This is a genomic window from Chryseobacterium sp. MMS23-Vi53, from assembly GCF_047651245.1.
In the GTDB taxonomy this organism is placed as follows: Bacteria; Bacteroidota; Bacteroidia; order Flavobacteriales; family Weeksellaceae; genus Chryseobacterium.
Window position 1 is genome coordinate 3,678,821 of the sequence record NZ_CP180265.1, and the last position, 15,760, is coordinate 3,694,580.

Sequence of the window (15,760 nt, forward strand, 5' to 3'; positions counted from 1 at the left end):
ATATGGATTTAATAGAGTTTAATAAAAAAGTAAAAGAAACTTTTCCTCCTTTTAACAATAAACATTTAACAGGCAATATCTTAAATATAACTGAAAGCTATTTAACTGAATTTTATCGCATCGTTTCTGAGATAGATGAAAATATATACGGAAACATAGTCAAAGAAAATATTTTAGATAAGATAAAAATTCAAAACGAAAATATTTTAAAATCAATAAAGTATTTTTTAGCAGGAGAAATCATCGAGTATTATCTTTCCATTTACGATACTTTCTTTAATAGTAATCTAGGTCTAAGAAATATTTATTACAAAAAACTGCCAAAAAGAATTCCATTTTTCAGGTTAAGAACAAATACTCCTAATAAAAAATTTAAAAGTAATGAAATGTTTCACATTCCGTTTGAAGAAGTTCGAAGAACTGGAAATCAAAGATTTTCACTATCAGGACATCCTGCCCTTTATCTAGGAAGTTCAACTTATATATGTTGGGAGGAGCTTTCAAACCCAAGTTTGGAAACTTGTAATTTTTCAGTTTTAAGTAATGAAGAAGAAGTTACATTATTTGATTTAACACCACCTTCAAAAATAAAAAGAATGGAAGATATTTTAAGGTATCCCTTAATTATATCATCTTCAATAAAATTTACAGACAATGGATTTCCTTTTAAACCAGAATATATAATATCTCAAGCTGTTTATTTTTCATTACTTAAATTTAATAAAGATCTTTTATTAGAAAAGGATGTAGATGTAAAGAAATTAGATGGAATTATATATTTATCAACACATATTTCGAATGAATTACTCTTCTCTGATTTAAATTTAATGTGCAATTATGTATTTCCTGTTAAAAATATAGAGGAAAAAGGATATTGTGAAAAATTAAAGAAATTATTTTCTGTTTCGGAATCAAAATCTATAAATGATCTATTGTTAAAATATCCTCAATTATTTATAGAAGAAAAAACAACTTATATAGAAGAATACGAATTATCAATATTTAAAACAATCGAGAAATATATTTGTGGTAAAACAGTCTTTAAATCATTAATTGAATAAACCAAAAACTCCCGAAGAAAAATCTTCAGGAGTTTTTTATTTTAAATTAAAAATTTTCTAAGGATAAGGAGCAATTTCTACTTCAAGTCCTTCCATTTCCATTGCCATATGCAGTTGGCAACCCAATCTGCTGTTCTCCTTTACATGGAAAGCTTCTCCAAGCATTGCATCTTCTTCATCGCCCATTGGCTCTAGCCCGGGATCGTTGATCACATAAACCTGACAAGAAGCGCACATCGCCATTCCTCCGCAAACTCCGATCGTTCCCTCTTCTGCCAATTCATACGAACGAATAATTTCCATTAAATTCATGGACATATCCGTTGGAGCTACCACATCGTGAGTTACACCTTCTCTATCGGTAATTTTTATATTAATATCACTCATTTTTGTTGTTCATTTCTGGCAACAAATTTAGTCAATTTTTTTCACAACAGCCTTCTCAGCTTCTTTTCTACTTCCGTCGAATCCGTCTACACCACTTACTGTCGTGTATTTCAAAACGAATTTTTTACCTGGATTCAATCTGTTGTAAACACTCTGACACATTAAAGTTGCTTCGTGGAAACCACAAAGAATCAATTTCAATTTTCCTGGGTATGTGTTGATATCACCGATTGCATAAATTCCATCGATGTTTGTCTGATAATCCAATGCGTTATTTACAACGATGGCATTTTTCTCGATATTCAATCCCCAGTTTCCGATTTCTCCCAATTTTGGAGTTAATCCGAATAATGGAATAAAATAATCCGTTTCCATATCATAAGGATCCTGACCATCAACAGCAACCGTAATTGCCTCAACTTTTCCGTCACCTTTTACACCTGTAACTTCAGCAGGAGTGATTAGTTTAATCTTACCTTGATTTTTAAGTTCCTGAACTTTTTCAACAGAATCCAAAGCTCCACGGAATTCGTTTCTTCTGTGAATTAAAGTCACTTCACTTGCCACATTCGACAAGAAGATACTCCAATCCAGTGCAGAATCTCCACCTCCAGCGATTACTACTTTTTTATTTCTGAAATGTTCAGGCTCTTTTACGAAATATTCGATACCTTTTTCCTCATAATCAGCAAGGTTTTCGAAGGTCGGTTTTCTAGGTTCAAAAGTTCCCAAACCACCTGCAATAGCGATTGCTTTACATCTGTGAACAGTTCCTTTGTTGGTTACCACTTCAAACCATTCGTCATCAACTTTAGTATAAGAAACAGCTGTTTCTCCCAAAGTGAATCCTGGTTGGAACTGCTTGATCTGCTCCATTAAATTATCTACCAATTCTCCTGCATTTACCGAAGGATAACCCGGAATATCGAAAATAGGCTTTTTAGGATAAAGCTCAGCCAATTGTCCTCCCGGTTGAGGAAGTGCATCGATAATGTGGCACTTCATTTTTAATAAACCTGCTTCAAAAACAGCAAAAAGTCCAGTCGGGCCGGCTCCTATGATCAAAATATCGGTCGTTATCATATTTGTAAAGATAATTTAATTATACTTGTGGCTGCAAATTTACTAATTTTAATGCGAAGCATATTTAATTCATTCTAAATAAAAAACTGAGATTTATCAAATAAACAGAAAATTATTATGATTTTAAATTTGGCAACGTTTTTGTAAAAACTTTAACTATGAAGAACATTTTCAGCTTTTTAACAATATTTATCTTCTGTTTGGGATTTGCCCAGATCGACAATATTGCAGATGGTGAGTCCATTACGTTCAGAATTCATTACGGTTTTCTGAATGCCGGAACAGCCAATCTTACCACCAAAAAGACAACTTATATGGGCATTCCGCACTTGTATGTGAAAGGTACGGGAGCCACAACCGGTGCTGTAAAAGCGTTCTTCAAGGTGGAAGATCTTTACGAAAGTTTTATCAATGTAAATACAGGTTTGCCAAGTTTTTATGTGAGAAATGTAAAGGAGGGAAGCTATACTCAACATTTTGAAACGGCTTTTAATCATGATAATAATACATTAATTTTAACCGATAAGAAAACTCCTGCCAACGGATCGAAAGTCATAAAATCGGTAAAAGGTGTCCAGGATATGCTTTCATGTTTTTACTACTTAAGAAGCAAAAGCCCTGCAGAATTAAAGATTGGAACTGTTATCAATATGAATGTTTGGATTGATGATGAAATGTTTCCTTTTCAGTTAAAAGTAACCGGAACTGAAGATTTAAAAACAAAATTCGGAACTATTAATTGTTTAAAAATAATTCCATCTGTAAAAAGCGGTCGAGTTTTCAAAGAAAAAGAAGGTGTTACGATGTGGGTTTCCAATGATGCCAACCATATTCCGATGTTATTGAAGGCTGAATTGGCGGTTGGTTCTCTAAAAGCAAGTATTGATGACATCAAAAATGCAAAATATCCTTTAAAATTCACGAAATAAGAAATAATTTTAATAATTATTTGAATCTCTATTCAATACTTTTGGTAACAATGGAAGGAGATGAAAGCTCGTGAAGAAATATACTTTAAAATTTACAGGCAGTAACTTCCAAATACAAATTTGAATTCTCCATATAATACACTAATTTTGTGTTCCCAAAAAAATTTTGCAGCATGGAGGATTATTTGAAAGGACTTAATGAATCACAGTTTGATGCCGTTACCACATTACAAGGACCATTGATGGTGCTTGCGGGAGCAGGTTCCGGAAAGACGCGTGTTCTTACGATGCGTATCGCGCATTTGATCACGAATGGAGTAGACCCTTTCAATATTCTAGCGTTGACCTTTACGAATAAGGCAGCAAAAGAAATGAAAGAACGTATCGCAAAAGTGGTGGGACAAAGCAATGCAAAAAGCCTCTGGATGGGTACTTTTCACTCGGTTTTTGCCAGAATTCTGAGAAGTGAAGCACATTATTTGGGATATCCTTCCAACTTTACGATTTATGACCAGCAAGATGCATTGAATGTCATCAAAAAAGTGCTGAAAGACATGAATATTGATGCCGAGCTGTATAAACCTAAAAAAGTTCAGGCAAGAATTTCCAGTTATAAAAACAATCTGATTACGGTAAGAGCATATTTCGCAAACCCTGAATTAATGGAAGCTGACGAAAAAGCCAACATGAAATTCATAGGACAGATTTATCAGAGATATGTTGAACAGTGTTTCAAAAATGGATCAATGGATTTTGATGATTTATTGTTAAAAACCAACGAATTACTGACTCGTTTTCCTGAAGTCTTAGCTAAATATCAAGACCGTTTCAGATATATTTTGGTGGATGAGTACCAGGATACGAACCATTCTCAGTATCTGATTGTGAAAGCATTGGCTTCAAAGTTTGAAAATATTTGTGTGGTAGGAGACGATGCACAGTCGATTTATTCTTTCCGTGGTGCGAATATTTATAACATTTTGAACTTTAAAAAAGATTATCCTGATGCTGTGACGGTGGCTTTGGAACAGAATTACCGTTCGACTCAGAATATTGTGAATGCAGCGAATGTGGTCATCGCAAAAAACCTTCAACAGTTTAAGAAAAACGTTTTCAGTGAAAATGAAGAAGGGGATAAGATTAAGGTCTATCGTTCAATGTCCGATGCAGATGAAGCGAATTTCGTAGCCGGAAATATCTGGGAAACAAGAAACCGCGAACAAAGAAAGTATGGTGATTTTGCCATTTTATATAGAACAAACTCTCAGACACGTGCTTTTGAAGATGCTTTGAGAAGGAAAAATATTCCGTATAAAGTTTACGGAGGTCTGTCTTTCTATCAAAGAAAAGAGGTGAAAGATTTGATCGCCTATCTTCGACTGTTAATCAATGAAAATGATTCGGAAGCGTTGATGAGAATTATTAATTATCCTGCAAGAGGAATTGGTGAAACAACTCAGAATAAATTGGTTGTTTTTGCTGATGCTCAGAATGTTACGGTTTCAAGTGTGTTGAGTAATCTTCCGATTTACGCACCACAATTAGGTTTAAATAATGGTGTCTTAAATAAACTGAATGATTTTTGGTCGATGATTAAAGCATTTCAGGTATTGTTAAAAACCGAAACAGCCTACAATGTCGCGATGGAAGTGGCAAAACGAAGCGGATTAATTAAATTTTTAAAAGACGATCAGACTCCCGAAGGAATTTCAAGAGTAGAAAACGTTCAGGAATTGATGAACTCGATGCAGGGTTTCATCGAAGAGCAAATGCAGTTGGAAGACGGAGATCCAAGCCTGCCGAATTTCCTCGAAAACATTGCGCTTTCCGCAGATACACAAGTGAAAGATGATGAGGAAGATATGGTTTCGTTAATGACGATTCACCTTTCCAAAGGTCTGGAATTTCCTGTTGTTCATTTGGTTGGCCTAGAAGAAAATCTTTTCCCAAGCTTTATGAGTTCTGCAACGAGAGAAGATTTGGAAGAAGAAAGACGTTTGTTTTATGTTGCATTGACGAGAGCCGAAAAGCAGGTGTTTTTCTCTTACGCAATCTCACGTTTTCAATGGGGGAAAATTACGGATGCAGAACCGTCACGATTTTTAAGTGAAATAGACGATCAGTATATCGAATTTGTAAATCCTGCTATTGAAAAACGTTTCATCAATAATTCAGGAGTAAAATCCAATATTTTCGATGAGCATCCTTCTGAAATAAAGAGCTTTAAAAAAGTTGAAAAGAAAACCATCGAAAAATCAGATAATTCAAAACCAATTGCTGAACCTCGTAAATTAAAACCTGTTGCAACAGCGAAAATTATTAATCCAAGTGGAGCATCTTCGCAAGATATTGAAGTGGGGGACAAGGTAAGACATGATCGTTTCGGAATCGGAGAAGTCACTTTCCTCGACGGAACCGATCCACAAAATATCAAAGCAAAAGTAGTTTTCCTACACGAAGGTGAGAAAAACTTGATTTTAAAATACGCTAAACTGACGAAAATATAAACCGTCATTGCGAGGAGCGAAGCGACGAAGCAATCTCAAAATATTTTCCCACAGATTTCACAGATTTGCACAGATGATTGCGCATATTTTCTTTTTCATAAGAATTAAAAGCATAAACATCTGTGCAAATCTGCAAAATCTGCGAGAGAAAAAAATCATTCGTAAAAATTCATGTATAAGTGGCAAATCAAAAAATCAAAACTTCCATCTCACAAAAGCCTCCATCGCTTCATATTCCGCCAATCCTAATTTATCATAAGCCTTAGCAGTTTCACGGTTTCGATCTTCCGCACGCTGCCAGAATTCCCGAGAGTCATCCCCCGGAAAAACAGCTTTATCCTTCTGACTTTGATGTTTAAAAATCGCCTGTTTTTTTCGCTCCACCTCTCGCGGACTCAGCGGAACAGCCATTTCAATTTCATGAGTTTGAAACTCATGCCACGCACCGCGGTACATCCAAAGCCAGCAGTCTTTTGTCCAAGATTCTGTTTTTTGCAGACGTTTTAAGGCTTCGAGAATAATATTAAAGCAAATCAAATGCGTTCCGTGAGGATCTTCAAAATCACCTGCTGCAAAAACTTGATGGGGCTTTACCTTATGCAATAATTCCATTGTTAAAGCAATATCTTCTTCCGAAATTGGATTTTTTTTGTCAGTCCTGTTTTCATAGAAAGGTAGTGATAAAAAGTGAATATGATCGTCTTCCAATCCGCAGTAACGAGCTCCTGCAATAGCTTCACCTTTTCTGATCAATGATTTTACCGTGCGAATTTCCTGAATATCTGATTCATTTGGTTTTTTTTCATCGAGAAAAGTTTTCATTTTTAAATAAATTTCCTTTAAATGTTGATTTTCAATTCCCATTTTTACGGAAAAATCTAAATTAAATTCCACAAAACGCAAAGCATCATCATCCCAAACCGCCGTATTTCCAGAAGTTTGATAAGCGACATGGACGTCATGTTTTTGATCGACCAAGCGAATGAAAGTTCCACCCATAGAAATCACGTCATCATCGGGATGCGGAGAGAAAATAATAGAACGTTTTTTATCTGGTTCTGCTCTTTCAGGACGTTGAGAATCATCGGCATTGGGTTTTCCACCGGGCCAACCTGTGATTGTATGTTGTAATTTATTGAAAATTTGAATGTTAATATTGTAAACCGGACCTTTTTCTGTTGCCAGTTGAGCCATTCCATTGTTGTTGTAATCGTCTTCTGTTAACTTTAAAATGGGCTTTTCCAAAGTATTTGCCAACCAAATAACCGCCTTGTGAATCAATTCATCCGTCCAAATGCAATCTTTTACGAGCCACGGTGTATTGAAACGAGTTAATTCTTTTGACGCTGGTTCGTCGAGAATAAATTCAACATTATTAGAGAGTTGCAGATAAGTTGCCGGAACTTCACCTGAAATTTCTCCCTCCACGGCTTTTTTCACGATTGGTGCTTTTTTACGACTCCAAGCCATGAGGATAATTTCTTTAGCTTTAAAAATAGTTCCGATTCCCATGGTAATTGCTTTTGTGGGAACAAAACTTTTACCTCCAAAATCGTGAGCTGCATCTCTTCGGGTAAGATCATCAAGGGTAACTAGTCTTGTCCCCGAATTCGGAGCAGAACCGGGTTCGTTGAAACCGATGTGTCCTGTACGTCCGATTCCCAAAATCTGAATATCCAAGCCTCCTAAAGCCTCAATTTGTTTTTCGTATTCAAGGCAAAAAGCAGGAATTCCTTCCAATGCAATCGTTCCGTTTGGAATGTGGATATTTCCTTTTTCAATATCAATATGATTAAATAGATTCTGATACATAAAAGTGACATAGCTTTGTGCAGAATCCGGCTGCATCGGATAATATTCATCCAGATTGAAAGTGATCACATTTTTGAAGCTCAGACCTTCTTCTTTGTGAAGCCTTACCAATTCAGAATAAACAGCAATTGGTGTAACTCCGGTCGCCAAACCCAAAACAGCATAAGAATTTTCTGTCTGTTTTTTCCTTATAATTTCAGCAATTCTGTGAGCAACGTGAAGGGACGCAATTTTGGAGTTTTCGAATACGGTTACCGGAACTTTTTCGAACCGTGTTTCCTCCAGTAAATTTAATTTGATCATCTTATTTTGTATTTTGATATTTAAAGGTAAAGAATTAGGATTAAAAATTAAATAAATAATGGGTGAATTTTATCTTCAGGAAGAAATTGTAATTTTTTAGGTTATCTTGATTAAAAAAATAAATTATTTTGATTATGATTTAAATTAAATTTAAATAGTTGTCAAATTGAGACAATGAAGAATTCGTTATATTTATCCATTAAAATTACCATTATGCGCAGGATTCTCTTGTTTTTTACTTTACTGTTTATTGCAGCACCTTTGTTTTCGCAGGAATACAATACAATTCAAAATGTTCATTATTATGATGAAAAAACGAATAAATCTGATGCTTACATCAATGAAAGATGTGTATTGGACATCTATGTTCCTAAAAATGTGAAAAATTTTCCGACAGTAATCTGGTTTCACGGAGGTGGATTAACAGGCGGACAAAAAGAAATTCCGGAAGCATTAAAAAATAAAGGAATCGCCGTAATTGGAGTAAATTACAGGCTCTCGCCAAAAGTAAATGCTCCAAAATATATTGAAGACGCTGCGGCTGCGACAAATTGGGTTTTTAAAAACATTAAAAATTACGGAGGAAGTGAAGATCTGATCTTTATTTCCGGGCATTCTGCGGGTGGATATTTAGCAGCGATGGTAGGTTTAAACAAATCTTACTTAAATAAATACGGAATCGATGCCAACAAATTTGCCGGAATCATCCCTTTCAGCGGGCAAATGATCTCCCATTTTACAGCTAGAAAGGAAATGGGAATCGATGAACTGGATGCAAGAATTGATGATTTTGCACCGCTTCATTTTATCAGAGCCGATGCACCGCCTTTGTTGTTGATTACAGGTGATCGCGAAAAGGAATTACTTGGTAGATACGAAGAAAATGCCTACATGACTAGAATGATGAAATTGAAAGGTCATAAAGAAACAACTTTGTATGAACTTCAGGGCTTCGATCATGGAGGAATGGCTCAACCAGCATTTCCATTGCTTTTGAATGAAATTAAGAGGATCGAGAAGTTGAGGAAGTAATATGGCTTAAAGTTGGAAGAGGGAAGTAGAATGTTTAAAGCTATACGTGCAATTTTTAGACTTCAAGCTTCGTGCTTACAACTTCGAGCCCGATTATTTTGCAAAGTTTTTAAATTTTTATTTCTTTGGGGTGAAAATAAATTGATTTCGAAACAATGGGAACGTTCTACAACAATGCGGTCTGTGATATTTATATAGGAAAACAAGCGGGAGCTAAACTGCTGCAAGACATTAGAAATGCAAAGAAAAATGTGAAAATTGTTTCGCCTTATCTTTCTCCTTTTTTGATTAAAGAATTGATTTATCTTCATTCAAAAGGCATCAAAATCAGGTTGATTACAAGTGACGAAATTGAAGATTTTTATGGATACGACAAGAATATCCACAAACTTATCATTCAAAACAGACGTGTTGATGAAAAGGCAAAGGAAACTCGTGATAATCTTGCAAGCTTATCGGGAACTTTACTTTTTGCGATGATTGGTCTTGGTATCGTTTTGCTTCCTTTAATGTATCTTTTAAACAATTTTAAATTGGCTTATGGTTTTATTTTAATTGTTTTAATGTTCTTTGTGAGAGATTCCATCGTTAAAAAAATCAAGAGAACGAAAGTGTATCATTATACTTACAAACAACTATTTCCCTTTAAAGTTTTTGTCTCTCCGAATAGTGGAAATTCTACTAATAAAACTTTTATCCATAGTAAAATTTACATTATTGATGATGAAATTGCTTATTTAGGTTCTCTTAATTTTACAGGAAGTGGAGTAAAAGAAAATCATGAAACAAGAATCCGAACCACCGATCCAAATGCAGTGGCGAAGATTATTGAAGAAATGAAAGAGATTTATTTTCATTCCAATTTACCGGAAAGGGATATTCAGTTTTGGGGAAGCCAGTTGTATAAGGAACCGATGAGTTGATATTTGTTGATAGTTGATTGTTTTTGGTTGATGGTTAAGAATGTTATCTTTTTAATAAAAATATTTCTTTGCGATCTTTGTTAAGTGAAACGCCTTTGCGAACTTAAAAATAAGCAGAATTATGGACAAATAACTTTGCGAACTTTGCGTTAAAAATTAAAACAGAAATTCACAATTCACAGCGAAGCAAATTCACAATTGACATTGATCATTCACTAATTAATCACGGCATTAATTTTCTGCCACAGCACATCATCAAAATCAGAAAGCGCAAGATTTACATTATCTGCTGCATCTCCCATTCGGATGATTACCAGTTTTTTACTCGGAACAACATATATTTTCTGATCATTTTTTCCTAAAGCACAAAACATGTCATCCGGCGCACTCGGAATCAACTTTCCATTAAACTGAAATTGCGTTTGCGGAAGATGATAGCTCGATTTCCCATTCAGCCACCACAAATATCCATAAGCTAAATTGATGTTCTGAGAAGTCGTTGTCGCACTTTGAAAATAATTAGAATTAATGATTTGTGTACCGTTCCAGTTGCCGTTGTTTAGAGCCATCAAGCCGAAACGAGCCATGCTTCTCGTCGTGCTCCAATACACACTGTTGTCTCCACTTTGAATCCAGCTTCCGGTCATCCCGATTTTATCTCTCAATTTTACATTGAAATATTGCGCCCATGTTTGTCCAGTTGCGGCTGCAACAACATCCTGAAGCTTCACATAAACATTGTGATACGCCCATCGTGTTCCTGCATCGGCTTTGTATTTTAGATTTGCGGGAGTAACGTCATCGCCCAAACTATCGTCTAATCCTGAAGTCATAGTCAATAAATTTTTACAGGTGATGAGATTTTCTTTCGCCAAAGGTTCGCTCGTCCAGCCTGTTCCGATGTACGTTGAAACTTTGTTATTGATGTTTAAAAATCCTTCCTGCTCTGCAATTCCTGTCACGGTTGAGGTTAATGTTTTTCCTGCACTTGCCCAATACCATGGCGTTGTAGCGGTGTGTCCCGAAAAATAATTTTCCATGACAATTCTTCCGTTTTGCAGAATCATAAAGCTTTTAGAATTTTTTGTCTGCAAATAATCCAGTAAATCCTGAACTTTATCCTGATGCCATCCCAAATTGGAAATCGATTTTGTTTCCCAACTATCGCTGTTTAATGGCGGAAAATACATCGCTTCCGTTGTCGTAGAAGTGTCATTCTGCGAAGAATTTTGTTCTGTCGAATCATCTGTAGAACTGCTGCATGACATTGCAATAAGACAAAATGCAGAAATGGAAAGTAAATTTTTTATTTTCATGTGAAACTAGTTTAATTTTAGTTTTTAGATAAATAAAAATTAGAATGGTTAAATTTAAATGAATAGAAATGGAATTAATTTATCTATTTGAAACTTTTTTAGGAGCTATTTCCCGCTTTCCACTATATCTTTTCGCCAACACTTTTTTTCAAAGCCCATTCAGAAAAGGATGTCGTTGCAATCGGGGCTGGGAACTTGCGACTGTTATATAAAACTAAACCTCATAGGTTGTCGAAAACCTATGAGGTTTGAATCTACAAAGTTTGATAAGAATCAAGACTTTGTGAGAGTAAAATTTAAACTATTTTTTATGCAATTCAATAAAATTTACCATCTCATCCGTCAATTGATTAAGATAGGCTTTATCCGTTTTTCCAAAACCGTGAATTCCATCTTTTACAATGACTAATGAAGTTTCAATATTTGCTTTTTTCAATTTTTTCACCAATCTTTTAGACTGACTTAAAGGTGCAACTTTGTCCTTATCTCCATGAAGAATAAATGTCGGAACAGCATTTTCGGTATCATTTATCGGAGAAACGGTTTTCAGATAATCAACTGCTTTTCTCTTATCATTTTTAATATCGTATCCCGAAATTCCCCAAACTAACTTTTGACGGATTTCAACAATAGGTTTAAAGAAAAGCCCAACAATGGCCACCGGAATTTTCCCTAATCTTGTATGTAAAAGTTTATTTAGATCTGTCGGTCCGAAATTACTCACCACATAATTTACCTTTCCCGAGTAAGACGAAAGTTCAGGACTTCCAACATATTCATTGTCGTTCGAATACGCAGACAGCATCGACAAATGCGCACCCGAAGAAGCCCCGTAAAATCCAATATTATTGACATCAAAATTATATTTATCAGCATTTTTTCTCACCCACCTCACAGCATCTTTAGTATCCTGAATAGGCAACGGAAAATGTACGGTCTCACTTACCAAAGTATTATCAATACTAATGACAGCGTAGTTTTTCTCTACTAATTTTAATATAAAACTTTCAATATAACTGTCGGCTCTTACCGTTTTATCACCTTTTGCCCAAGCCCCACCATGAACATACACAACCACCGGAAGTTTTTCCGAAGTTGAATTTTTTGGTCTATAAATGTCTAAAAGCAAAGGTTTTCCAGCGCTGTCGTTTTTGTAAGAAATGTCTTTTAAAAAAGTCGTTTTTTCAGGAAGAAGAATACTTGGAGCAGTTTGTGGCTCAAGTGGAGGCTGAGAATATCCAAAAGTTGTTTGACATAAAAATAAAATAAAAAACAGGTTCAGTGAAAACCTGTAAATTATATTGCGATTCATTGATTTCATAGAATATTATTTTGAAGAGTGTATTATTTTACTAACTCCTCAAAAAGCCTACCAAAAGTCTTTTCCAGATCTTTGGATTTTCCGGGATGAGGTCTTGATGTTTGTACAACCGAGCTTCTCACCGCCGTCAACCAACGAAATCGTTCCGGAATTTCCAATTGAGCAATTGGTCCTCCGTCTTTTGCTCCTTCTGCAATTTTTTTGAAGCTTTCCAGATTTTGAATAACATCATCATAATCCAGTTTGCTTTGCATTAATTTAAATTTATCAGGACATAAATAAAATTCAACCTTGATAAATTTCTCTTTTTTAGAAAACATAACCAATCCGATGTTGAAAAATTCTTCTCTCTCAACCTTCGGAACCAAGCGTATTACAGCGTATTCGTAAATTTTATCCTCTTGCATTTTTTGCTTCGTTTAAAAAGATTTCAGAATTTTCTAATCGTGTTTTCAAAAAGTTGAAATACACTTCACGGATCTCTTCAGGCGTTTCATCGGCGTCATTCCAGTGCAACCAGTCTTCGGGGATTAAATCAACAATTTCCCTAAAAAAACTTTCATTTAAAACTTCTTTGGCAAATCGATCGGCTTCGTCTAAATTTCCAGCTTTTGGAAGCAAAACATGGTCTTTCACATATTTGAACGGAGTTTTTGCAGCCGTATCAAAATTCTGCCAGGAATGATGGAAATAGAAAGATGCACCATTGTCGATGATCCACAATTCTTTATGCCACATCAACATGTTGGTATTCTTAAAAGTACGATCGATATTGGTAATAAACGCATCCAACCAAACAATTTTTGAAGCTAAAAGCGAATCAACTTTCACACTCGGATCATAAGTAATCGAACCGGAAAGATAATGCAATCCTAAATTCAGTCCTTCAGAATTTTTCAGCAAATCCTGAATTTCTTCGTCGGCTTCGGCTCTTCCGAAATCTACATCAAGATTAATGAAAACCAATTCAGGAATTTTTAGTCCTAATTTTTCGGTGATTTTTCCACCTAATAATTCGGAAATCAACATTTTAACTCCATGACCTGCGCCACGAAATTTCAATACATATTTAAAATCATCATCAGCTTCTGCCAAAGCGGGAAGCGAACCTCCTTCGCGAAGTGGCAGAATGTAACGCATGACGGTTACCGTTCTTAAATCCAACATGAAGCAAAAATAAGGTTTTTACTTTGTGTTTATTTCTATTTTTAATATTTTTAAGTGGAATTTAAATTAATCATTAATAATATACAGTCTGTCATTCTGAATAAAACAAAGCGTAATGAAGATTCTGTTAATAGATTTCTCCTTCGTCGAAACGACAGAAATATGCTAAATAAAAATAAACATGCAAATCACAAAAAAGCAAAATATTATCATCTCAAATCCTGAAACCAAAGAATTTCTTGCTGATGCATTTTATCCTGAAGCAGATGGAAAATTACCACTGGTTATTTTTATTCACGGTTACAAAGGCTACAAAGATTGGGGCGCATGGAATTTAATGGCAGAAAATTTTGCTGAAGCCGGATTTTTCTTTGTTAAATTTAATTTTTCACATAATGGAACTACGGTTGAAGATCCTCATAATTTTGCAGATTTAGAAGCTTTTGGAAATAATAATTATTCTAAAGAATTGTCTGATTTGGGGTCGGTGATCGATTATTTTGTTCAGGATACTAAAGTTGATGATCAGAAAATTATTTTAATTGGTCACAGTCGGGGAGGAGGAATTTCTATTGTGAAGACTTATGAAGACGAAAGAATCAATGGACTGATAACCTTGGCAAGTGTAGATACTTTGGATCGTTTTCCTAAAAATGATGCCTTTGAAAAGTGGAAAGGAGCAGGAGTCTATTACGTTTTAAATGGAAGAACAAAGCAGGAAATGCCACATTATTACCAGTTTTATGAAGATTTCGAAAAAGATGAGCACCGTTTCGATGTGGAAAGAGCAACGGAAATGGCAAAAGCTCATGTTTTAATCATTCACGGAACAAATGACGAATCTGTAAGTATAAAAAATGCGGAACACCTTCATATTTTAAATCCAAATTCAGAATTATATTTAATTGAAAATGCCAATCATACTTTTGGTGCAAAAGAACCTTGGGAAGAAAACGGACTGCCAAAAGATTTAAATAATGTTGTTGAAAAATGTGTGGAATTTATCAACGAAAAAATTGTGAATGAATAATAAAAGGAGTGAAATTTTTCACTCCTTTTGTTTTTTATTTAATTAAAATTTTCCAAGCCTCTTCAATTTTACTTTCAAGCAATAGTTTCTGAGCATCTTGGTGAACATTTTCATCCGAATGATATTCTCCTGGAGGCAAAATTTCTACATTGGCCAACATTCCAAGATCATTTCCCGTGAAAATTTTACTTAATTTTATTTCATTCGGAAGAAGATCAAAACCAATACCTTTTGTTACTAAAGGTTTAGGAACTTCAAAAAGAGTAGCTTCATTATTTCTGGAATACCAGTTTGCACCTAAACGCGCCACCATATCTAGTTTTGCCTGATCCAGATTTCCTTGCTCATCCAAATATTCTTCTCTGATGTGGATTTTCTGAACTTCACAAATGACCAGATTTCCTGCTCCTCCCTGATCTCCTAATGGTTTCACTTCTAAAACTTTACATTCGAAGTTCACAGGACATTCTTCAATCAGTTTTGGTTGAACTAAATCCGCATCCTTCATCGTTAAACCAGATTTAACGAATTCATTTACACCATCTCCGTATTCAGTTGATGCTAAAGAAATTTGTTGTACAATCGGGAAATTTACTGTTCCAATGACTACTTCAGGAACTTCTAAAACGTTTTCTAGTGTATGTTTTGTCGTATTGTCGCGAACTCTTCTCGATGGTGAAAAAATCAGAATCGGAGGAACTGTACTGAACATATTGAAAAAACTGAACGGGGATAAATTGCTGTTCCCGTCTTTATCAACTGTTGAAGCCAATGCAATCGGGCGCGGTGAAACGGCTGTCTGCATAACCAATTGGAGTTGTACGGGAGTTATTTCGGAGGGGATTACTGTTTTCATATTTTTTATTTAACCACAAAAGTCACAAAAGTT

14 protein-coding genes are annotated in these 15,760 nt (G+C 35.0%); 6 read left to right on the forward strand and 8 right to left on the reverse strand.

Going from position 1 to position 15,760, the window contains the following annotated elements; translation table 11 throughout:
* Nucleotides 1-2 precede the first annotated feature (2 nt).
* Entirely contained in the window at nucleotides 3-1,061 is a 1,059-nt protein-coding gene (locus ACKX2A_RS16515) for a hypothetical protein (RefSeq protein WP_415325955.1), read from the forward strand.
* A gap of 57 nt (nucleotides 1,062-1,118) precedes the next feature.
* Here ACKX2A_RS16515 and ACKX2A_RS16520 read toward each other — a convergent pair whose 3' ends face one another.
* Entirely contained in the window at nucleotides 1,119-1,448 is a 330-nt protein-coding gene (locus tag ACKX2A_RS16520; RefSeq protein ID WP_055982714.1) for a 2Fe-2S iron-sulfur cluster-binding protein, read from the reverse strand.
* Nucleotides 1,449-1,475: 27 nt separating this feature from the next.
* Nucleotides 1,476-2,531 (reverse strand): NAD(P)/FAD-dependent oxidoreductase, encoded by a 1,056-nt coding sequence (locus tag ACKX2A_RS16525; RefSeq protein ID WP_415325957.1) that lies wholly within the window; start codon nucleotides 2,529-2,531, stop codon nucleotides 1,476-1,478.
* Between the two features lie 158 nt (nucleotides 2,532-2,689).
* On the opposite strand from ACKX2A_RS16525, the gene ACKX2A_RS16530 reads away from it, so the two are divergent.
* Together ACKX2A_RS16530 and ACKX2A_RS16535 are read left to right on the forward strand one after the other, a co-directional pair.
* Nucleotides 2,690-3,460, forward strand: coding sequence for a DUF3108 domain-containing protein (locus tag ACKX2A_RS16530; RefSeq protein WP_415325959.1), 771 nt, complete (start codon nucleotides 2,690-2,692; stop codon nucleotides 3,458-3,460).
* Nucleotides 3,461-3,633: 173 nt separating this feature from the next.
* Nucleotides 3,634-5,967: an ATP-dependent helicase gene (locus ACKX2A_RS16535; RefSeq protein ID WP_415325960.1), complete on the forward strand. Its 2,334-nt coding sequence runs from the start codon at nucleotides 3,634-3,636 to the stop codon at nucleotides 5,965-5,967.
* A gap of 195 nt (nucleotides 5,968-6,162) precedes the next feature.
* On the opposite strand, the gene nagB is transcribed toward ACKX2A_RS16535, so the two are convergent.
* Nucleotides 6,163-8,082: a glucosamine-6-phosphate deaminase gene (nagB, locus tag ACKX2A_RS16540; RefSeq protein ID WP_415325962.1), complete on the reverse strand. Its 1,920-nt coding sequence runs from the start codon at nucleotides 8,080-8,082 to the stop codon at nucleotides 6,163-6,165.
* Nucleotides 8,083-8,256: 174 nt separating this feature from the next.
* On the opposite strand from nagB, the gene ACKX2A_RS16545 reads away from it, so the two are divergent.
* The gene (locus tag ACKX2A_RS16545) at nucleotides 8,257-9,114 is read left to right on the forward strand and encodes an alpha/beta hydrolase (RefSeq protein WP_415325964.1); all 858 of its coding nucleotides are present in this window, start codon (nucleotides 8,257-8,259) and stop codon (nucleotides 9,112-9,114) included.
* A gap of 155 nt (nucleotides 9,115-9,269) precedes the next feature.
* On the forward strand, nucleotides 9,270-10,037 hold the full coding sequence (locus ACKX2A_RS16550; RefSeq protein WP_415325966.1) for a phospholipase D family protein: 768 nt from the start codon (nucleotides 9,270-9,272) through the stop codon (nucleotides 10,035-10,037).
* A 215-nt stretch (nucleotides 10,038-10,252) separates the two neighbouring features.
* Here ACKX2A_RS16550 and ACKX2A_RS16555 read toward each other — a convergent pair whose 3' ends face one another.
* The 4 genes from ACKX2A_RS16555 to ACKX2A_RS16570 form a co-directional block, all read right to left on the reverse strand.
* Nucleotides 10,253-11,353 (reverse strand): serine hydrolase domain-containing protein, encoded by a 1,101-nt coding sequence (locus tag ACKX2A_RS16555; protein ID WP_415325967.1) that lies wholly within the window; start codon nucleotides 11,351-11,353, stop codon nucleotides 10,253-10,255.
* Between the two features lie 301 nt (nucleotides 11,354-11,654).
* On the reverse strand, nucleotides 11,655-12,665 hold the full coding sequence (locus tag ACKX2A_RS16560) for an alpha/beta hydrolase fold domain-containing protein (protein WP_415325968.1): 1,011 nt from the start codon (nucleotides 12,663-12,665) through the stop codon (nucleotides 11,655-11,657).
* Between the two features lie 32 nt (nucleotides 12,666-12,697).
* Nucleotides 12,698-13,081 carry a DUF3037 domain-containing protein gene (locus ACKX2A_RS16565; protein WP_415325969.1) on the reverse strand — a complete coding sequence of 128 codons (384 nt, stop codon included), beginning with the start codon at nucleotides 13,079-13,081 and terminating at the stop codon, nucleotides 12,698-12,700.
* Entirely contained in the window at nucleotides 13,068-13,841 is a 774-nt protein-coding gene (locus tag ACKX2A_RS16570; protein WP_415325970.1) for a HipA family kinase, read from the reverse strand. Before ACKX2A_RS16570 ends, ACKX2A_RS16565 begins: the two co-directional genes overlap by 14 nt.
* Before the next feature lie 181 nt (nucleotides 13,842-14,022).
* Here ACKX2A_RS16570 and ACKX2A_RS16575 point away from each other — a divergent pair, with 181 nt between their 5' ends.
* Nucleotides 14,023-14,871 carry an alpha/beta hydrolase family protein gene (locus ACKX2A_RS16575; protein WP_415325971.1) on the forward strand — a complete coding sequence of 283 codons (849 nt, stop codon included), beginning with the start codon at nucleotides 14,023-14,025 and terminating at the stop codon, nucleotides 14,869-14,871.
* A gap of 34 nt (nucleotides 14,872-14,905) precedes the next feature.
* On the opposite strand, the gene ACKX2A_RS16580 is transcribed toward ACKX2A_RS16575, so the two are convergent.
* Nucleotides 14,906-15,727, reverse strand: a complete 822-nt coding sequence (locus ACKX2A_RS16580) for a flavin reductase family protein (protein ID WP_415325973.1) — start codon at nucleotides 15,725-15,727, stop codon at nucleotides 14,906-14,908.
* Nucleotides 15,728-15,760: the final 33 nt, after the last annotated feature.

Coding starts and splice junctions, on each gene's coding strand:
- ACKX2A_RS16555 (WP_415325967.1), bottom strand. CDS start 11,353: ATGAAAATAAAAAATTTACTTTCCATTTCTGCATTTTGTCTTATTGCA.
- ACKX2A_RS16535 (WP_415325960.1), top strand. CDS start 3,634: ATGGAGGATTATTTGAAAGGACTTAATGAATCACAGTTTGATGCCGTT.
- ACKX2A_RS16565 (WP_415325969.1), bottom strand. CDS start 13,081: ATGCAAGAGGATAAAATTTACGAATACGCTGTAATACGCTTGGTTCCG.
- ACKX2A_RS16520 (WP_055982714.1), bottom strand. CDS start 1,448: ATGAGTGATATTAATATAAAAATTACCGATAGAGAAGGTGTAACTCAC.
- ACKX2A_RS16545 (WP_415325964.1), top strand. CDS start 8,257: ATGAAGAATTCGTTATATTTATCCATTAAAATTACCATTATGCGCAGG.
- ACKX2A_RS16575 (WP_415325971.1), top strand. CDS start 14,023: ATGCAAATCACAAAAAAGCAAAATATTATCATCTCAAATCCTGAAACC.
- ACKX2A_RS16570 (WP_415325970.1), bottom strand. CDS start 13,841: ATGTTGGATTTAAGAACGGTAACCGTCATGCGTTACATTCTGCCACTT.
- ACKX2A_RS16515 (WP_415325955.1), top strand. CDS start 3: ATGGATTTAATAGAGTTTAATAAAAAAGTAAAAGAAACTTTTCCTCCT.
- ACKX2A_RS16550 (WP_415325966.1), top strand. CDS start 9,270: ATGGGAACGTTCTACAACAATGCGGTCTGTGATATTTATATAGGAAAA.
- nagB (WP_415325962.1), bottom strand. CDS start 8,082: ATGATCAAATTAAATTTACTGGAGGAAACACGGTTCGAAAAAGTTCCG.
- ACKX2A_RS16560 (WP_415325968.1), bottom strand. CDS start 12,665: ATGAATCGCAATATAATTTACAGGTTTTCACTGAACCTGTTTTTTATT.
- ACKX2A_RS16525 (WP_415325957.1), bottom strand. CDS start 2,531: ATGATAACGACCGATATTTTGATCATAGGAGCCGGCCCGACTGGACTT.
- ACKX2A_RS16580 (WP_415325973.1), bottom strand. CDS start 15,727: ATGAAAACAGTAATCCCCTCCGAAATAACTCCCGTACAACTCCAATTG.
- ACKX2A_RS16530 (WP_415325959.1), top strand. CDS start 2,690: ATGAAGAACATTTTCAGCTTTTTAACAATATTTATCTTCTGTTTGGGA.